We start from the raw sequence: 15,523 nt of genomic DNA, 5'->3' as shown, positions 1-15,523 counted from the left end.
GCTCAGCTGCCTCCCAGCCGGAAGCGGAAGAAGGAGGCCGCGGTGCGGGCCAGGATCCACAGGTCCTGCCACAGCGACCAGGTGTCGATGTAGTGGTTGTCGAAGCGGGCCCGGTCCTCGATGGAGGTGTCGCCCCGCAGGCCGTTGATCTGTGCGAGGCCCGTGATGCCGACGGGCATCCGGTGGCGGGCCTCGTAGCCGGGGTGCACGGCGGAGAACTTGGCCACGAAGTAGGGCCGTTCCGGCCGGGGGCCGACGAGGCTCATGTCGCCGCGCACGACGTTCCACAGCTGCGGCAGCTCGTCCAGCGAGGACTTGCGCAGGAAGGAGCCGATCGGGCTCATCCGGTGGTCGCCGGCGACGGTCCACCGGGTCGCGGACTCGTGCGCGTCGGCGCGCAGGGTGCGGAACTTCAGCAGCGTGAAGGGCCGCCCGTACAGGCCGACCCGCTCCTGCCGGAAGATCACACCGGGCCCGTCGGAGACCCGTACGGCCAGGGCGCACAGGCCCATCACGGGCGCGGCGGCGAGCAGGGCCAGTGCGGCGAGGGCCCCGTCGATGACCCGCTTCAGCCCGCGTTCAACCGGCCGGGCGGGCCGCGGCAGCAGCGGCTGCACGGCGTACCCCCACAACTGGTCGGCGGGTTGGGCGACCCGCATGCCGGTGACCTTGGCGGTTCCGGTCGGGTCGGCGAGCCAGAGCCGGCAGCCGTGGTCGTGGAAGAGCCGGACCAGGGAGGCGGTGCGCTCGTCGGCCTCCGGCGGGCGGGTGAACACCGCGTGCCGCACGGAGTTCTGGATGACCGCGCGCCGGATGTCCTCGTGGGTGGCGAGCACCGGCATCCCGCTGCTGCCCTCCTCGGCGGGCCCGGTGTCCGCGAGGCCGACGGGCCGCAGCCCGTACTCGGGACGCCCGTGCAGGGCGGCGGCCACGGCGCTCGCCCCGGCGCCCGGTCCCACGACGAGGGTGGAGGCGGGCCTGCGCCGGGCGGACCGGCGGCGCAGCTGGTTGACGTACCCGCGCGCCGCGCAGGCCAGTACGGCCTGGACGCAGACGGCGGTGAGCAGCGCCGACCAGCCCAGGGCCTGGCGCGGGACCACGGCCGCGACGACCGCCGCGGTCCCGAGCCACAGGACGGCGGCCCGCCCGGCCAGGACGGGCAGTTCGCGCAGCGCGGAGGGGGCGAGGCGCGGGCGGTAGAGCCCGGCCTGCGCGTGCAGCAGGGCCAGCAGCACGGCGATCGGCCCGGCGGCGGCGGCTTGGAGGGCGGGGGCGGGCAGGGCCGCGGTGGTGACCACGGTGGCCAGCGCGTCGGCGGTCAGCAGCGGGAGGACGCCGTCGCGGGGGCGGCCCCGCTGCGGCCGGACGAGCGGCCGGGCCCGGTCGGTGTCGGGTCGGCGTGGGGGGTGGATGGCGGTCACGGACCGTCGGACGGCCGCGGTGCCGGCGCTGGCGCCGGCGGGCCCCGTTCCGCCCTGCCCGGTGTGCCGGGCGGGTGCGCTGTCCATCGTCATCGGCTGATGCGCTCCTGGTTAGAGGGCCGGGGCCTGCCCAGCAGTTCGTGGTACAGACCGGTGACCGCGTCCGAGGTCCGCCGTACGTCGAAGTCGGTCCGGGCGTGCTGCCCGGCCTGCTCCCCGAGTTCGGCCAGCAGCCGCGGTTCGGCGAGCAGCCGTCCCAGGGCCTTGGCCAGGGCCGTCGGATCCTCCGGCGGCACCAGGCACAGCCGTCCCTGGCCGGGCGGCAGGCTCTCCCGGGCACCGCTGACGTCCGAGACCAGGACCGGTCGGCCGCAGGCCATGGCTTCGAGCGGGGCGAGCGCCATGCCTTCCCACCGCGACGGCAGTACAACGAGATCGGCGGCCCGAAGCCACGGTCGGATGTCGGAGGCGGCGCCCGCGAAGAGCACTCCGGGCGGCGCGGCGCGGCGCAGCCGCTCGGTGTCGGGGCCGTCGCCGACCAGCGCCAGTCGGGCGGTGGGCAGGTTGCCGAGGACCTCCCGCCAGGCCTGGAGCAACACGTCCTGGCCCTTCTGCCGGCACAGGCGGCCCACGCAGACGGCGAGCGGCCCGTCACCCTGCACGGCGGCGGGCCAGGGCAGTTCGGAGCGGGCGCGGGCCCGGTCCTGGTCCCGGTCCGGTCCGCCGGGGCGGAAGTGATCGAGGTCAACGCCGTTGCGGATGACCGACCAGTGGGCGGTGATCCGCTCTGCGGCGCCCGCGCGGCGCTCGGCCTCGCTGACGCAGAGCACCCGGTCGGCCCAACGGGCCCCGAACCGCTCCCAGCGCAGGGCGAGGGCCGCGGTGGCCCCGCCGACGGCGTCGAAGGACCAGGCGTGGGGCTGGAAGACCGTGGGCACGCGGCCGCGGGCGGCGAGCCGCCCGGCGAGCCCGGCCTTGGCACTGTGGCAGTGCAGGACGTCGGGCCGGACCCGGCGGATCACCCGCCGGGCGCCGAGCACCTCGGCGGGCAGTTCGGGGCCGGGCGCCCGTCCGGCGCGCCAGGTGACCACCTCGGCCCCGGCCGCACGGACGTCGTCGCCGAGGCGGCCGCCGCGGGGGCAGCCGACGACGGCGCGCAGTCCGGCCGCGGACTGGGCGCGGACGAGGTCGATGACGACGCGGGCCACGCCGCCGTCCACGGGTTGGACGAGATGGAGGACGGTCAGGGGGGAATGCTGTGTCGGCACGCGGAGCGGTCTCCTACGTTCAGCGGCGCGCATCTGTCTGAACGAAGAGCACGCCGAGGAATTGACCCTGGCTTTCACCCGTGAACCTGAAATTCAGGCTGCGGGCGCCACCGGACAGGGCGGGACTCAGGTCGAACACGTCCGCGTCATATCCGAGATTATTCACATGTTCGGGCTGTCGCGCGAACGAGGGACGTCCGAATTCCGTGATCGTGGAATTCATAACATCATTAAAAGGATTTTCAGCATCGCTGACGCTGACTCGGCGACCACTGTCCGCGGTCACCGTGAGTGAGTCCCCGAGGGTCCCTCGGTCCCCGTCGTACGCGACCACGCCGGCCTTCCCGGCCGCCCCGGGCGGAGCGTCCAGGCCGGTGAGCTCGACCGTGTCGCCCGCCGCCCCGGCGGCGCGCTCGGCGAGCCCCTCGAAGCCGTCCCACAGCGAGATCCGGCGGACCGGCTCCTGCGGGTGCTCGTAGGCGACGACCAGCGTCCACCCGCCCCAGGCCCCCACCGCGGAGTGCCCCATGGCGATGTTGAGCTGGGCGACCGTCCACATGCCCGCGCCGCCCTTGCGCACCATCGGGGTCACGTCGGCCGAGGCCTGGTAGGCGTCGCTGCCCGCGTCCGTACGGTGCCCGATGACGGTGTCGGCCAGGACCTCCTTGTAGGCCCCGCCCGGCTCGGCCACCAGCACCCGGCCGTTGTCCTCCGGCGGCTTCTGCTCACCCACCCGCAGATTGCCGCCCCAGTACAGGCGGGCGTACGCCACCTTCGCGCCCTCCGGGACCTTCAGCTCGGCCCGCGTGGAGTTGTAGGTGTCCGGGTCCTTGTCGACCTCGCTGTAGAACATCTCGAAGTCGCTGTTCACCCCGGCCGCACCCTGCTTGACGTCGGCGCACGACTCGGCGTCGGGGGACTCCTCCCGCCGGCACGCGATGGACGAGTTGGAGGCCCGCACCAGCCCTCCGTGCAGCACGGCCTGGTAACGCTGGGTAAAAGGGACCTTGGGGGCTTCCCCCAGCCCCGGCGGGGCGGCGCCCGCGACGGGAGCGTTGGCCGAAAGTGCGAGGCAGGACAGCAGACCGAGCGTGCCGAGGATTCTGCGGGAGGAACCCATGACCCCGTCTCCATTTTCGATCAAGGGGACAAAACAGGAGTGAACTTTGGCAGATATCGTGCCGGAAATCACGCCGGACTCGCTCGTACGGCCTTTTGGGCGATGGCACGCACCCTCGTAGGCGGCGAGTCGTTATGCGGATGGACCATTGTTCGAACGGAAAGAAAATGCGGAGATGAAGAAGAGGCTGATGCGCGGCACCGCCACGGCGGCCGCGAGCGCCGCCCTGCTGGTGGGCGGCGCGGGCCTCTCCTCCGCACTCGACGGGGACGGCGCGACCGCGGAAGGCGTCGCGGCACAGTCCCCGGCGTGCTCAGCGGCAACCTGCTCCGTGTTCCGATCGACATCCCGGTGAACGTCTGTGGCAACAGCGTGAACGTGATCGGGCTGCTGAACCCGGCGTTCCGCAACGTCTGCGTCAACCGCTGACCGCCGACCCACCGTCAACCACGGCGCCCGAAACGTCGGCATCCGGGTGAATCCACGCAACCCCGCCGATGCGCGGCCGTTGATCCGGGTGCTTCAAGTACCGGGCAATCCTGCAAATAAGGGACGACAATGATCAAGAAGATGATGGCCTCGGCAGCGGTTGCGGCCTCGGTCGTGGGCATCGGCGCCGCCATGGCGCCGCAGGCGATGGCCATCGGGAACGACAACGGCGTCAACACCGTCAACGGCAACGGCGCTGCGCAGATCTACGGCAACCAGGCCACGTACGGCACCATGAGCCCGCAGATGGCGCTCATCCAGGGCTCCTTCAACAAGCCCTGCATCGCCCTGCCCGCCAAGGCCAACGTGCAGAACCTGGTCTCCCTGCTCAACATCGGGCTCCAGGACTTCAACGTTCTGTCCAACCCGCAGAACCAGCAGTGCACCGAGAACTCCACCCAGGCCAAGGGCGACGAGCCGCTCTCGCACATCCTGGACAACATCCCGATCCTCTCCGGCAACGTCTCCTCCGGCAGCTGATCGCGCCCCGCACCCCGCGAGGCCGCCGCACCCCCGGGCGCGGCGGCCTCGCCGCTTGCCGGCCCGCGAATTCTCGATAAATTACTCGGCGAATTTCAGCCGACCGGCCCCTCGGGGTAAATACGGAGCCGTCTTGAAATAGCCGGTTTCTTTTCCCGGACCCGCTCGTTGTTATTACTGCAGCGGACAAGCCGCTGCGGGAAGGATTTAAATCAAATGACGTACAAGAAGGCAGTGGTGCTGGCCGCCGGCGCTCTGATGGCTGCCGGTGCCGCCTCCCCCGCCATGGCCGACTCGGTGGCGGACGGTGCCGCCGTCGGCTCCCCCGGCGTGCTCTCCGGCAACCTGGTCCAGGTGCCGATCCACGTCCCGGTCAACGTCTGCGGCAACACCGTCAACGTGATCGCCCTGCTGAACCCCGCGTTCGGCAACGTCTGCGTCAACGACTGACGAAGCGCCGGTGCCCGCAAGGGCAACCTCCTCGGGGTGGCCTCGGAGTGCACGGCGGTGCACTCCGAGGCCACCTTCGATTCAGCACCGGCGGCAGAGCCGGTAGACAGGGAAGGACCCATGCGACAGGTACTGAGCCGACAGGTACTGGGCAAGGGGGTGCTCACGGCGGCGGCCGCCTCAAGCCTGCTCTCGATCGCGACCGGCGCGGCCTACGCGCACCCGGGAGCGGTGGCCGAGGCCTCGCATTCACCGGGCGTGCTGTCCGGCAACAGCGTCTCGGTACCGGTCACCTTCTCGCCGAACGTGTGCGGCAACAGCGTGGACGGCGGGGCGGCGCTCAACCCCACGTTCGGGAACACGTGCGCCAACACCACCGGCTCGGACGACCGCCATGCCGGCCGCGCCTACGAGCGCTACCTGAGCCCCGAACAGGCCGAGGCCTTCGAGCGCTACCTCCAGGAGCGCGAGGGCCGGCACGCACGGCCGCAGCAGCACCCGGAGGAGTCCGGGTACGGGGGCCAGGAGGACGAGGGCAACCGGCACGAGCAGAGCCGGCACGAGGAGAACCGGCAGGAGGAGCCGCGGCATCCGGCACCCCGGCACGCGGCTCCGCGCCACGCCGCCCCCCGGCATGCGGCCCCCCGCCACGAGCAGCCCCCGCACCAGGAGACCCGGCACGAGCAGCCGCGGCACCAGGAGCCCCGCCACGAGCAGCCCCGGCACCAGGAGTCCCGGCACGAGGGCGGTTACGGCGGCTCCGGGCCGCACGAGGAGGAGTGCGACGACCATCCGCACACCCTCCCGGCCCCCGCCCCGCACCCGGCCCCGCCGGCTCCCCGCCCGGCGCCGCGCCCGGCCCCGCAGCCCGCTCCCCCGCCGGCTCCGGTGGAGGAGGCGCCGCCGGTCCACGAGGCACCCGCTCCGCCCCCCGCCCCGGTCGAGGAAGCCCCCCGGCCGCTGCCCGCTCCCGCTCCGGTCGAGGAGGCCCCCCGGCCGCTGCCCGCTCCCGCTCCGGTCGAGGAGGCCCCCCGGCCGCTGCCCGCTCCCGCTCCGGTCGAGGAGGCGCCCCGTCCCCTCCCGGCCCCCGCGCCGGTCGAGGAGGAGCCCGCCCCCGCGCCGCCGCACGGCAGCCGGGTCGTGGAGCACCCGGCACCGGCTGCGCCGGCGCCCGAGATCGTCCCGCCCGCCGAACAGCCGCCGGCCGCACCGGCCGTCGACACACCGGTCCGGCTGACCCCCGCGCCCGCTCCGGCGCCGGCTCCGGTGGGTCCCGCCCCGGCTCCCGCCCCGGCCCCGGCGTACGTCACCGCTCCGGCGCTGGCCGAGACCGGCGCGGGTCAGCCCGGAGCCGCGGCGGCCCTCGCCGCGGCCCTGGTGCTGGGCGGCGCGATTCTCTACCGGAGGTCCCGGAACACCTGACCGGCAATACCGGTAATCGGAAGAAGTATCGGCCGGAGAGCCCCTGGTGGATTCTCCGGCCGTTGCCGTACGCGTTTCCGCAGCCGTGGGGAATCGTTACCAGAGCGAAAGCGGCGCGACAGTCGCCGCTGACGCCTCTGTCCATGAAAGAAGAGGATTTCGATATGAAGCTCTCGAAGGCCGCCGCAGTCGTCGCCGGTTCCGTTGCCGCGCTCGGCGCCTCCGCCCCTGCTTTCGCCGCCGATGCCGCGATGCCCCCCATGAGCGTGACGAGCGGAGCCACGGACGCCATCAACGCCTTCGCTCCCGTGACCGAGTCGCTCCCGCAGACCCTGGGCAACGGCCTCGCCGAGCAGGGTCAGACCGTGGAGAAGGTTCTGGTCACCGCCCAGCAGGTGAACAAGCTCCGCAACAACGCGCCGGGCGAGCTGCTCGGCCTGGCGAACGGCGCCACCCAGGCCTCCCCGCTGCTCGGCGGTGTGAAGCTCAACGGCGGCGCCCACTGACCCGCCTCGCCCCCGACACGCACTGTGGGCGCCACCGGCGAGGCCGGTGGCGCCCACAGTCACGTGGAGCGCTGACGTCAGTCGTTGACGCAGACGTTGCCGAACGCGGGGTTCAGCACACCGATGAGCACGTTCACGGTGTTGCCGCAGACGTTGACCGGGACGTGGACCGGGACCTGGACCAGGTTGCCGGAGATGACGCCGGGGGAGCCCACGGCTGCGCCCTCGGCCGTCGCGTCGGCCAGGGCGGAGCTGGTGGCACCGGCCGCAGCGAGACCAGCGGTGGCCAGGACCAGGGCGGCCTTCTTGGCAGAGTTCATGGGAAGTGCACCTTCTGTTCGATGTTCTGCCCCGATCCGGGGCTCACACCGAGCGAAACGGTCCAGCCTCCCATGAGGACACGGCTCCGCGCGCAACCAGACCTGTTCAGCTCAATAGTCGTAATCACGAGCGGTTTCCGGCCGCCCTCCGCGGCCCTCCGGCCTCCGTCACGGCAGGCGCGGGATCTCCGGCACGATCTTCACCGGCGCCAACACCGGGGCTGCCGGGGAAGGTTGCACCGGCTTGGAGACCGGGATCTCGGGGACCTCGGGAATCTCGGGGATCTCCGGGATCGGGATGTCGGGGATCTCGATGGGCAGTTCGGGGATCGCCGGGATCTCCGGCAGGTCCGGGAGGGTCGGCAGTTGGATCGGTGGCAGCGTCACCCCGGGCAACAGGGTCTGCAGGCTCTTGAGGAGGTCCTCCAGGGTCTTGGAGACGCCCGCCAGGAGGTCGTCGAGCGGACCGGCCGCAGCCGCCTGCCGGTTGATCTCCTGCTGGGCGGCCGCCACTCGTCTGTCGAGGGCTGCGCTGCCGCCACCGTCCGCGGCGCCCGCGGGGGCAGCCGCGCCGGTGAGTATGACGGCCGCGAGGACCGACGGGACAAGGACGCGGATCCGGGACGGCTTCGTGCGGTGCATGGGGGTTCCTTCGTGGTCGCACAGGAGCGGACCCGAGCGATCCGCCTCCTTACCCACCGTGAGAACACCTTCTACGGAGCGCAACAGGATCTTGGATGCCGGCGCCGGCGATGAGGGCTGCGTACGGGCTTCGTGCAGGCGTCCGGGGGCGGATCACCCGGGCCGGGGAAAACCCCGCCACGATCGGGCCGTTTGAGTGAACGAGCGGAACCAACGCCGTGGCAGCCCAGTTGACCAGGGCGCTCCACTAGCGGGCACTCGTGCGACAAAAGGACCAATGATGCTCAAGAAGATCATGACTGCTGCCGCGGTCACCGCCGCCGCCGTGGGCGCGACCGCCGCTATTGCGGCCCCGGCCATGGCCATCGGCAACGACAACGGGATCAACACCGTCAACGGCAACGGTGCCCAGCAGATCTACGGCAACCAGAAGACCAACGGCGACATGAGCCCGCAGCTGAGCCTGGTCCAGGGCACCCTGAACAAGCCCTGCATCGCCGTGCCCGCGAAGGTCAACGTGCAGAACCTGGTCGCGGGCATCGCCAACGTCGGCCTCCAGGACATCAACCTCCTGTCGAACCCGCAGAACCAGCAGTGCACCGAGAACTCCACCCAGGCCAAGGGCGACGAGGCTCTGTCGCACATCCTCGACAACATCCCGATCCTGTCGGGCAACCTCTCCCAGGGCAGCTGATCTCCGCTCCTCCTCCCCTTTTATGCGGCCGGGCCACGCGCCCGTGGAGCGAAGTGAAGAGGGCCCCGGCAGCTTCCGGCTGCCGGGGCCCTCGGCCGTGCCGGCGCCCGCGGGGGCCGGCCGGGCGCCGTCAGCCGGTCCAGAACTCCCACCACCGGGTGAGCACCAGCATCCCGATCGCACCGATGTGCAGGACCGGCGGGGCCCAGCCGAACTCGGTGAAGAAGCCCTGCACGGGCCGGGGCGCCGGAAGCAGGCCCGTGCGGACGGTGTGTGCGGTGACCGCCCAGAACATCAGCAGCGTGGCCACCCAGGCCAGCGAGCACCACAGGCAGAGCGCGTTGATCTCGTAGAGCGACTGGACCATGAGCCAGGCGCAGAACCCGGTGCCGAAGAGGGTCCCGGCGTTCAGTCCCAGCCAGAACCAGCCGCGGTAGCGGGCGCCGGCCAGCAGGCCCGCGCCGACGCACACGACGACCCCGTACCCGACGAGCCCCAGCATGGGGTTGGGGAACCCGAAGGCGGCGGCCTGCTCGCTCTGCATGACGCTGCCGCAGGAGACGACCGGGTTGAGACTGCAGGCGGGCTTGAAGTCCGGGTCCTCCAACAGCAGGAACTTGTCGAGGGTGATCACCCAGGAGGCCAGCAGCCCGGCGGCGCCGGTGAGGACCAGCAGCCAGCCCAACCGCGCGGGGGCTGCGGCCGGTTCGTCTTCGTGAGGGCTGCGGGGGCGGCTCTGCTGGCGGGGGACGCCCACTGTGTTCGTTGCCATACGGCCCATCGTCCCGCGCTTCACCACAGACCGGGGCGAACCATGCTCGTCCCTCGACAAGTTGACCTGAAGGGGTGGCGGGAACCGCCGGTGGTTCCCGGACGTTTTACCGAACCCCGGACGTGATGTCAGAGCCAGGGGCTACGTTGTGCTTCCGCGAAGTGACAAGCTGCGACGGCCTGGAGACCCACCTTGAGCGATCCGTACGAGACAACCGAGGCGCACCTCGCGCGACTCCTGGGCCGCGCCCTCAACTCCTTCGACCTGCCCGACCGGTTGGTCGAGCGCCTCGGCACGGCGCTCGCCCACAGCTCTTCGCTCTACACCGCCCACCACAGCCCGGCGGCGGGACTGTGGCGGGAGACCCACCGGCACACCTACCTGCTGGCCGACGGCGGGTCCGCCTCGCTGTGGGAGTTGGTGTACCGGCTGCGGGACGACCGGGCCGTCCGGCACGAGCTCTTCACGAGCAAGGCGGAGGCCTGCCTGGCCGTGTCCCGACTGTTCGGGGAGGGTGCGGTGGCCGATCCCGCTGCGGCCGCGGGCCAGGAGGAGCCGGACGGCGAGGCGCCGGCGCTGAGTGCGCTGTTCGCCGCCTCCACTCCGGCCCACCGGCACCGGGAGTACGCGATGGAGCAGTCGGCGGACCACGCCCGGCGGGTGCTGCGCCGCGCGGAGAACGCGGACCGGCCCGGCGAGCAGGTGGCCGCGCTGCTGCGCTCGGCGTACGCGCACCAGATCACCCAGGCGTTCGGCACCCGGCAGTGCCTGCCGGACGGGCGGGGCGCCGGATTCAGCCTGTACGAGCACTCGTTCGTGCTGCTGGACGGCAGCGAGGTGAGCCTGTGGGAGGTCGAGCACACGGCGACGCCCGACGGCCGCCACATGTGCGAGGTGTACGAGAGCGAGGCGGCGGCCCGGGGCGCCATGGAGCACCGCGCCCGCGTGCGGTGAGGCGCACGGCGACGGGCATGCCCGCCGGGGAGGCGGACATGCCCGTCGGTGCGCACGCGGGCGGAGCCTAGGCGGCCGGGGCCGCGGCCGGCTCGGGGGCCGACCCGGCGGGCTGCGTGGCGCCCTCGCGCTGCTCCGGCGGGAGCGCCTTGCGCGGCAGCATGAACATCACCGCGAAGATCACGACGAGGACGGCGACGATCCACCACAGCGCGCCGTGGAAGGCGTCGACGTAGGGCTTGCCGAGGACCATGTCGTCGTCGATCAGGCCGAAGAAGACGACGGAGGTCAGGCCGAGGCCCAGGGCGTTGCCCATCTGGCCGGTGGTGTTGATGAGCCCGGATGCGGAGCCCGCGTGCTCACGCGGCACCTCGGACAGCACGGTGTCGGTGAGGGGGGCGACGATCAGGCCCATGCCGATGCCCATGACCACCAGCGGCGCGGCCATCTGCCAGGAGGCGATGTCCATGCCGTAGTGCCCGGACTCCCAGATGTAGAGGAGCAGGCCCGCGGCCATGGTCAGGGCGCCCGCCTGGAGCACCTTGCGGCCGAAGCGCGGTACGAGCTTCTGCACCGAGATGCCCGCGGCGGCCGAGACGGCGATGGAGAAGGGGATACCGGTGGTGCCGGCCCGCAGCGCGCTCCAGCCGAGGCCCATCTGCATGTAGAGGGTCCACACCAGGAAGAAGATGCCGGTCGCGATGCCGAAGGTGAGCTGGACGGCGATACCGCCGGCGAAGCTCTTGACCTTGAACAGGGACAGCTCGACCAGCGGGGAGCCGTCCTTGCGGATCTTGTACTTCTCGTAGGCGATGAAGCCCGCGAAGACGAACGGCACGGCGCCCATGCACAGGAAGCCCCACAGCGGCCAGTCGTTCTCCCGGCCGTGGGTCAGCGGGAAGATCAGCATGACCAGGCCGAGGGTGGCGATCACGACGCCGACCAGGTCGAGACGCAGGGCCTTGGGGGCCTTGGACTCGGTGATGTACTTGCGGCCGAGGATCACGCCGGCGATGCCCACGGGCAGGTTGATCAGGAAGATCGGGCGCCATTCGAGGCCGAGGATGTTGCCCTCGCTGAGCAGCGCGCCGAGCATCGGGCCCGAGACGGCGCCGAGCCCGACGATCGCACCGAACATGCCGAACACCTTGCCGCGCTCGTTCGGCGGGAAGGTGACGTGGATGATCGCGAGGACCTGCGGGACCATCAGGGCCGCCATGCCGCCCTGGAGGATGCGGGAGGCGACGAGCATGTCGGGGTTGGCGGCGATCCCGCACAAGAGGGAGGCGGCGGTGAAGCCGGAGATGCCGATGAGGAAGAGGCGCTTGCGCCCGTAGATGTCACCGAGACGGCCGCCGGTGATCAGACCTGCGGCGAACGCGAGGGCGTATCCGGCGGTGATCCACTGGATGGCGCTGGTGGAGGCGTGGAAGTCCGTGCGCATCCGGGGTATCGCGATGTTGACGATCGTGACGTCGACCAGGTCCATGAAGGCCGCGGTCATCACGATCGCGAGAGCGAGCCAGCGGCGTCGGTCGGCCGGCGCCGGGTCGGCTGCTGCGGGTGGGGCGTGGTCGGGCAGAGGGGAGTTCCGCTCTTCTCGTACGGGCCCGTTCTTTCTTTCGGGCGATGTCTGGGACGTCTCGGTGGTCATGGAAGGAAACCTAGACGGCATGTAGGTCAGTTGGTGTCCTAATGCGCTGGCAGGCTGGTGACATGACCGACACTCCGGCTCGCCTGCTGACCCTGCTCTCCCTCCTCCAGACCCCTCGCGAGTGGCCGGGGAGCGAGTTGGCGCAGCGGCTGCGGGTCAGTGCCCGGACGATCCGGCGCGATATCGACCGGCTGCGGGAGCTCGGCTATCCGGTGGAGGCCACGCTGGGCCCGGAGGGCGGGTACCGGCTGGTGGCGGGGGCCGCGATGCCGCCGCTGCTGCTGGACGACGAGGAGGCGGTGGCCATCGCGGTGGGCCTGCGTGCGGGGGCCGGGCACGCCGTCGAGGGGGTGGACGAGGCGTCCGTACGGGCCCTGGCCAAGCTGGAGCAGGTGCTTCCGAGCCGGCTGCGGCACCGGGTGAGCTCGCTCCAGTCGGCCACGGTCGCCCTGGCCCGGGGCGACGGGGCCCGCGTGGATCCTCGGACGCTGACGACGATGGCGTCGGCGGTGGCGGGGCGGGAGCGGCTGCGGTTCGCGTACCGGGCGCGGGACGGGGTGCAGTCGCGGCGGCTGGTGGAGCCGTACCGGCTGGTGAGCACGGGGAGCCGGTGGTACCTGGTGGCGTACGACCTGGAGCGGGAGGGCTGGCGGACGTTCCGGGTGGACCGGGTGGCGGAGCCGTTCGCGACGGGCGCCCGGTTCGCGCCGCGGGAGCTGCCGATGGACGCGCAGGAGTTCGTACGGCGGGGGGTGCGTGGCGCGGAGACGTACCGGGTGGAGGTCGTCTTCGCGGCGGAGGCGGAGGCCCTGCCGCCGTGGCTGCGCGATGCGGCGGTGGCGGAGCCGGGGGGTACCAGGGTGTGCTTCGAGAGCGGGGACTCCCCGGAGTGGCTGGTGGCCAGGCTGGCGCTGATCGGGGTGCCGTTCACCGTGCACGCGCCGGAGTTCCTGGCGGTGGCGGCGCGGGAGCTGGCCGCGCGGCTGGCCTCCGCGGCGGGGGCGTAGCCGGAGAGGGGGCGTGGTCCGGAGAGGGGGGCGTAGTCCGGGAGACGGAGAGAGCCCCCAGCGCCTGGGGGGATAGGCACCGGGGGCTCGTACAGGGGGGCTCGCGCGGGCCCTGCTAGGCCACTGCGTCGAAGCCCGACGCGCCGGCCATCCGCTTCAGCTCCAGCAGCGCGTGCTTCTCGATCTGGCGGATCCGCTCGCGGGTCAGGCCGTGCTGCTTGCCGACCTCCGTCAGGGTCCGCTCGCGGCCGTCGTCGATGCCGTAGCGCATCTTGATGATCGACGCCGTGCGCTGGTCCAGCTTGCCCAGCAGGTCCTCCAGCTCCTCGCTGCGCAGCAGGGACAGGACGGACTGCTCCGGGGAGATCGCGGACGTGTCCTCCAGGAGGTCGCCGAACTGGGTCTCGCCCTCGTCGTCCACGGACATGTTCAGGCTGACCGGGTCGCGCGCCCAGTCCAGTACGTCGCTAACGCGCTTCTCCGTCGAGTCGAGCTCGGCGGCGATCTCGGCGTGGTCCGGGTCCCGGCCGTTCTCGCGGTTGAACTCGCGCTGGATCCGGCGGATCCGGCCGAGCTCCTCGACGAGGTGGACGGGGAGGCGGATGGTGCGGGACTGGTCGGCGATGGAGCGGGTGATGGCCTGGCGGATCCACCACGTGGCGTACGTGGAGAACTTGAAGCCCTTGGCGTAGTCGAACTTCTCGACGGCACGCACCAGGCCTGCGTTGCCCTCCTGGATCAGGTCGAGCAGGGGCAGGCCGCTGCGCGGGTAGCGGCGGGCGACGGCCACGACGAGGCGGAGGTTGGAGCGGATGAAGATCTCCTTGGCCCGCTCCCCCTCGGCGGCCAGGGCTTCCAGCTCCGCACGCGAAGGGGAGTCGCCCTCGCGCTCTATCTCGCCGTCGAGGATCTCCTGGGCGTAGACGCCCGCCTCGATGATCTGCGAGAGCTCCACTTCCTTGGCGGCGTCGAGCAGCGGGGTGCGCGCGATCTCGTCCAGGTACATGCCGACCAGGTCGCGGTCGGCGATCTCCCCGCCTGCAGCGCGGGCGCTGCCCGTGGACTGACGGCGGGCGACGGCGCGGGTTGCCATGCGTGCTCCCTTGCAAAAGTTCGGTCGCGGTGCGGCTGCTGGAACGCGGCTGAGCGTTCCCGGACACTCTCCCGAGTGCCCCCTACCGAAGGAAACAACGACTGGAAACGGGACAGAATTCCCACGCTGGTCCCTCTTTTTCGAGATCTTGCAGTATCCTGCCCCGCCACCCGCTTCCCCGGAGGGCGCACAGCACCGTGAGAGCTCGTAGAGGTGCAGGTCAGGCGCGGGGTCGAGACCCGGGTGCCGCTCCTCGGAACAGCGCCGGCCGTGGCTGCACTCCCGTCCTTGAAGACGGGGCCCGGCGCCGTCCGGTTGCCTGCGCGGTCATCCGAACTGGAGGGAGCGCTTCGAGAGGCCCATCCAGAAGCCGTCCACCGCGTCCGTGCGGCGGCCGAGGTCACCGGTGGCGTCCGCCGCGCCGAGGGTGACGAAGAGCGGGGCGAAGTGTTCCGTGCGGGGGTGGGCCAGGCGGCCCGCCGGGGACTTGGCCTCGAAGTCCAGGAGGGCGTCGATGTCGCAGGCGGCCAGCGCCTCGCGGCCCCACGCGTCGAACTCCGCCGACCAGGACGGCACGCCGGGACCGGAGTGCCGCAGGGCCGCCAGGTTGTGGGTGAAGAAGCCGCTGCCGACGATGAGCACGCCCTCCTCGCGCAGCGGCGCCAGCTTGCGGCCGATGTCCATCAGGCGGCGCGGGTCGAGCGTCGGCATCGACATCTGCAGCACCGGGATGTCGGCCTCCGGGAACATCTCCACCAGCGGGACGTACGCGCCGTGGTCGAGGCCGCGGTCCGGGATGTCCTGCACCGGCGTACCGGGGGCCTGAAGCAGCGCCCGTACGGAGGCGGCCAGTGCGGGGGCGCCGGGGGCGTCGTAGCGCACCCGGTAGTAGTGCTCCGGGAAGCCCCAGAAGTCGTAGACCAGGGGGGCCGGCTCCGTCGCGCCGAGGGCGAGCGGGGCCTCCTCCCAGTGCGCGGAGACCATCAGGATCGCCCGGGGGCGGGGCAGGCCCGCGGACCAGGCCGCCAGTTCGCCCGGCCAGACCGGGTCGTCGGCCAGTGGCGGAGCGCCGTGGCTCAGGTACAGCGCGGGCATGCGGGCCGGGGCGGGGCTGCGGTGCTCGGTGGTGGTCACGGGGTGCTCCTCGGACGTCGGCACGGGCCTGGGATGCGTCGGCACGGGCCGGCGGTCGCCTGCACGGGCCCGGAACGGGCCCTGACAACAGACTAAC

The 15,523-nt window shown here is 72.0% G+C and carries 16 protein-coding genes and 1 pseudogene; 8 read left to right on the top strand and 9 right to left on the bottom strand.

Annotated elements, in window-relative coordinates; all coding sequences use genetic code 11:
* Positions 1 to 2: 2 nt before the first annotated feature.
* Genes AB0B01_RS05110 through AB0B01_RS05100 form a run of 3 tightly spaced genes read right to left on the bottom strand, consistent with a single transcriptional unit; the run spans position 3 to position 3,881 of the window.
* Complete coding sequence (locus AB0B01_RS05110; RefSeq protein ID WP_361713141.1) at positions 3 to 1,508, bottom strand: exopolysaccharide biosynthesis polyprenyl glycosylphosphotransferase; 1,506 nt, start codon at positions 1,506 to 1,508, stop codon at positions 3 to 5.
* Positions 1,509 to 1,510: 2 nt separating this feature from the next.
* The gene (locus AB0B01_RS05105) at positions 1,511 to 2,722 is read right to left on the bottom strand and encodes a glycosyltransferase (RefSeq protein WP_361713021.1); all 1,212 of its coding nucleotides are present in this window, start codon (positions 2,720 to 2,722) and stop codon (positions 1,511 to 1,513) included.
* Positions 2,709 to 3,881, bottom strand: a complete 1,173-nt coding sequence (locus tag AB0B01_RS05100) for a DUF3344 domain-containing protein (protein ID WP_361713019.1) — start codon at positions 3,879 to 3,881, stop codon at positions 2,709 to 2,711. The genes AB0B01_RS05105 and AB0B01_RS05100 overlap by 14 nt, the downstream gene beginning before the upstream one ends.
* 103 nt (positions 3,882 to 3,984) lie before the next feature.
* On the opposite strand from AB0B01_RS05100, the pseudogene AB0B01_RS05095 reads away from it, so the two are divergent.
* From AB0B01_RS05095 to AB0B01_RS05075, 5 genes and pseudogenes are all read left to right on the top strand, one after another.
* Positions 3,985 to 4,238 (top strand): annotated as a pseudogene (locus AB0B01_RS05095) (chaplin).
* Between the two features lie 129 nt (positions 4,239 to 4,367).
* A complete protein-coding gene (locus AB0B01_RS05090) occupies positions 4,368 to 4,778 on the top strand; it encodes a rodlin (protein WP_361713017.1) in 411 nt (136 codons plus the stop codon).
* A 216-nt stretch (positions 4,779 to 4,994) separates the two neighbouring features.
* Complete coding sequence (locus tag AB0B01_RS05085) at positions 4,995 to 5,228, top strand: chaplin (RefSeq protein WP_361713015.1); 234 nt, start codon at positions 4,995 to 4,997, stop codon at positions 5,226 to 5,228.
* A gap of 120 nt (positions 5,229 to 5,348) precedes the next feature.
* On the top strand, positions 5,349 to 6,650 hold the full coding sequence (locus tag AB0B01_RS05080; protein WP_361713013.1) for a chaplin family protein: 1,302 nt from the start codon (positions 5,349 to 5,351) through the stop codon (positions 6,648 to 6,650).
* A gap of 164 nt (positions 6,651 to 6,814) precedes the next feature.
* Entirely contained in the window at positions 6,815 to 7,156 is a 342-nt protein-coding gene (locus AB0B01_RS05075) for a hypothetical protein (RefSeq protein ID WP_361713011.1), read from the top strand.
* 77 nt (positions 7,157 to 7,233) lie between these two features.
* Here AB0B01_RS05075 and AB0B01_RS05070 read toward each other — a convergent pair whose 3' ends face one another.
* Positions 7,234 to 7,476, bottom strand: coding sequence for a chaplin (locus AB0B01_RS05070; protein ID WP_361713009.1), 243 nt, complete (start codon positions 7,474 to 7,476; stop codon positions 7,234 to 7,236).
* Between the two features lie 168 nt (positions 7,477 to 7,644).
* Positions 7,645 to 8,118, bottom strand: a complete 474-nt coding sequence (locus tag AB0B01_RS05065; protein WP_361713008.1) for a hypothetical protein — start codon at positions 8,116 to 8,118, stop codon at positions 7,645 to 7,647.
* A 280-nt stretch (positions 8,119 to 8,398) separates the two neighbouring features.
* Here AB0B01_RS05065 and AB0B01_RS05060 point away from each other — a divergent pair, with 280 nt between their 5' ends.
* A complete protein-coding gene (locus AB0B01_RS05060) occupies positions 8,399 to 8,812 on the top strand; it encodes a rodlin (protein WP_361713006.1) in 414 nt (137 codons plus the stop codon).
* A 130-nt stretch (positions 8,813 to 8,942) separates the two neighbouring features.
* On the opposite strand, the gene AB0B01_RS05055 is transcribed toward AB0B01_RS05060, so the two are convergent.
* A complete protein-coding gene (locus tag AB0B01_RS05055) occupies positions 8,943 to 9,584 on the bottom strand; it encodes a vitamin K epoxide reductase family protein (RefSeq protein WP_361713004.1) in 642 nt (213 codons plus the stop codon).
* 192 nt (positions 9,585 to 9,776) lie between these two features.
* Between AB0B01_RS05055 and AB0B01_RS05050 the strand changes: the two genes are divergently transcribed.
* A complete protein-coding gene (locus AB0B01_RS05050; protein ID WP_361713002.1) occupies positions 9,777 to 10,538 on the top strand; it encodes a DUF6227 family protein in 762 nt (253 codons plus the stop codon).
* A 67-nt stretch (positions 10,539 to 10,605) separates the two neighbouring features.
* On the opposite strand, the gene AB0B01_RS05045 is transcribed toward AB0B01_RS05050, so the two are convergent.
* Entirely contained in the window at positions 10,606 to 12,192 is a 1,587-nt protein-coding gene (locus tag AB0B01_RS05045) for an MFS transporter (protein ID WP_361713000.1), read from the bottom strand.
* Between the two features lie 62 nt (positions 12,193 to 12,254).
* Between AB0B01_RS05045 and AB0B01_RS05040 the strand changes: the two genes are divergently transcribed.
* Positions 12,255 to 13,199 (top strand): YafY family protein, encoded by a 945-nt coding sequence (locus AB0B01_RS05040; protein WP_361712998.1) that lies wholly within the window; start codon positions 12,255 to 12,257, stop codon positions 13,197 to 13,199.
* 115 nt (positions 13,200 to 13,314) lie between these two features.
* Here AB0B01_RS05040 and AB0B01_RS05035 read toward each other — a convergent pair whose 3' ends face one another.
* A complete protein-coding gene (locus AB0B01_RS05035; RefSeq protein ID WP_361712996.1) occupies positions 13,315 to 14,292 on the bottom strand; it encodes a sigma-70 family RNA polymerase sigma factor in 978 nt (325 codons plus the stop codon).
* Between the two features lie 327 nt (positions 14,293 to 14,619).
* Positions 14,620 to 15,387, bottom strand: a complete 768-nt coding sequence (locus AB0B01_RS05030; RefSeq protein WP_361713139.1) for a class III extradiol ring-cleavage dioxygenase — start codon at positions 15,385 to 15,387, stop codon at positions 14,620 to 14,622.
* Between the last annotated feature and the right edge of the window lie 136 nt (positions 15,388 to 15,523).

Origin of the sequence: Streptomyces sp. NPDC044571 (genome assembly GCF_040647115.1) — a bacterium.
Lineage (GTDB): Bacteria > Actinomycetota > Actinomycetes > Streptomycetales > Streptomycetaceae > Streptomyces.
The sequence above is the reverse complement of the archived record's forward strand: the minus strand, read 5'-3'. Positions and strand labels throughout refer to the sequence as shown.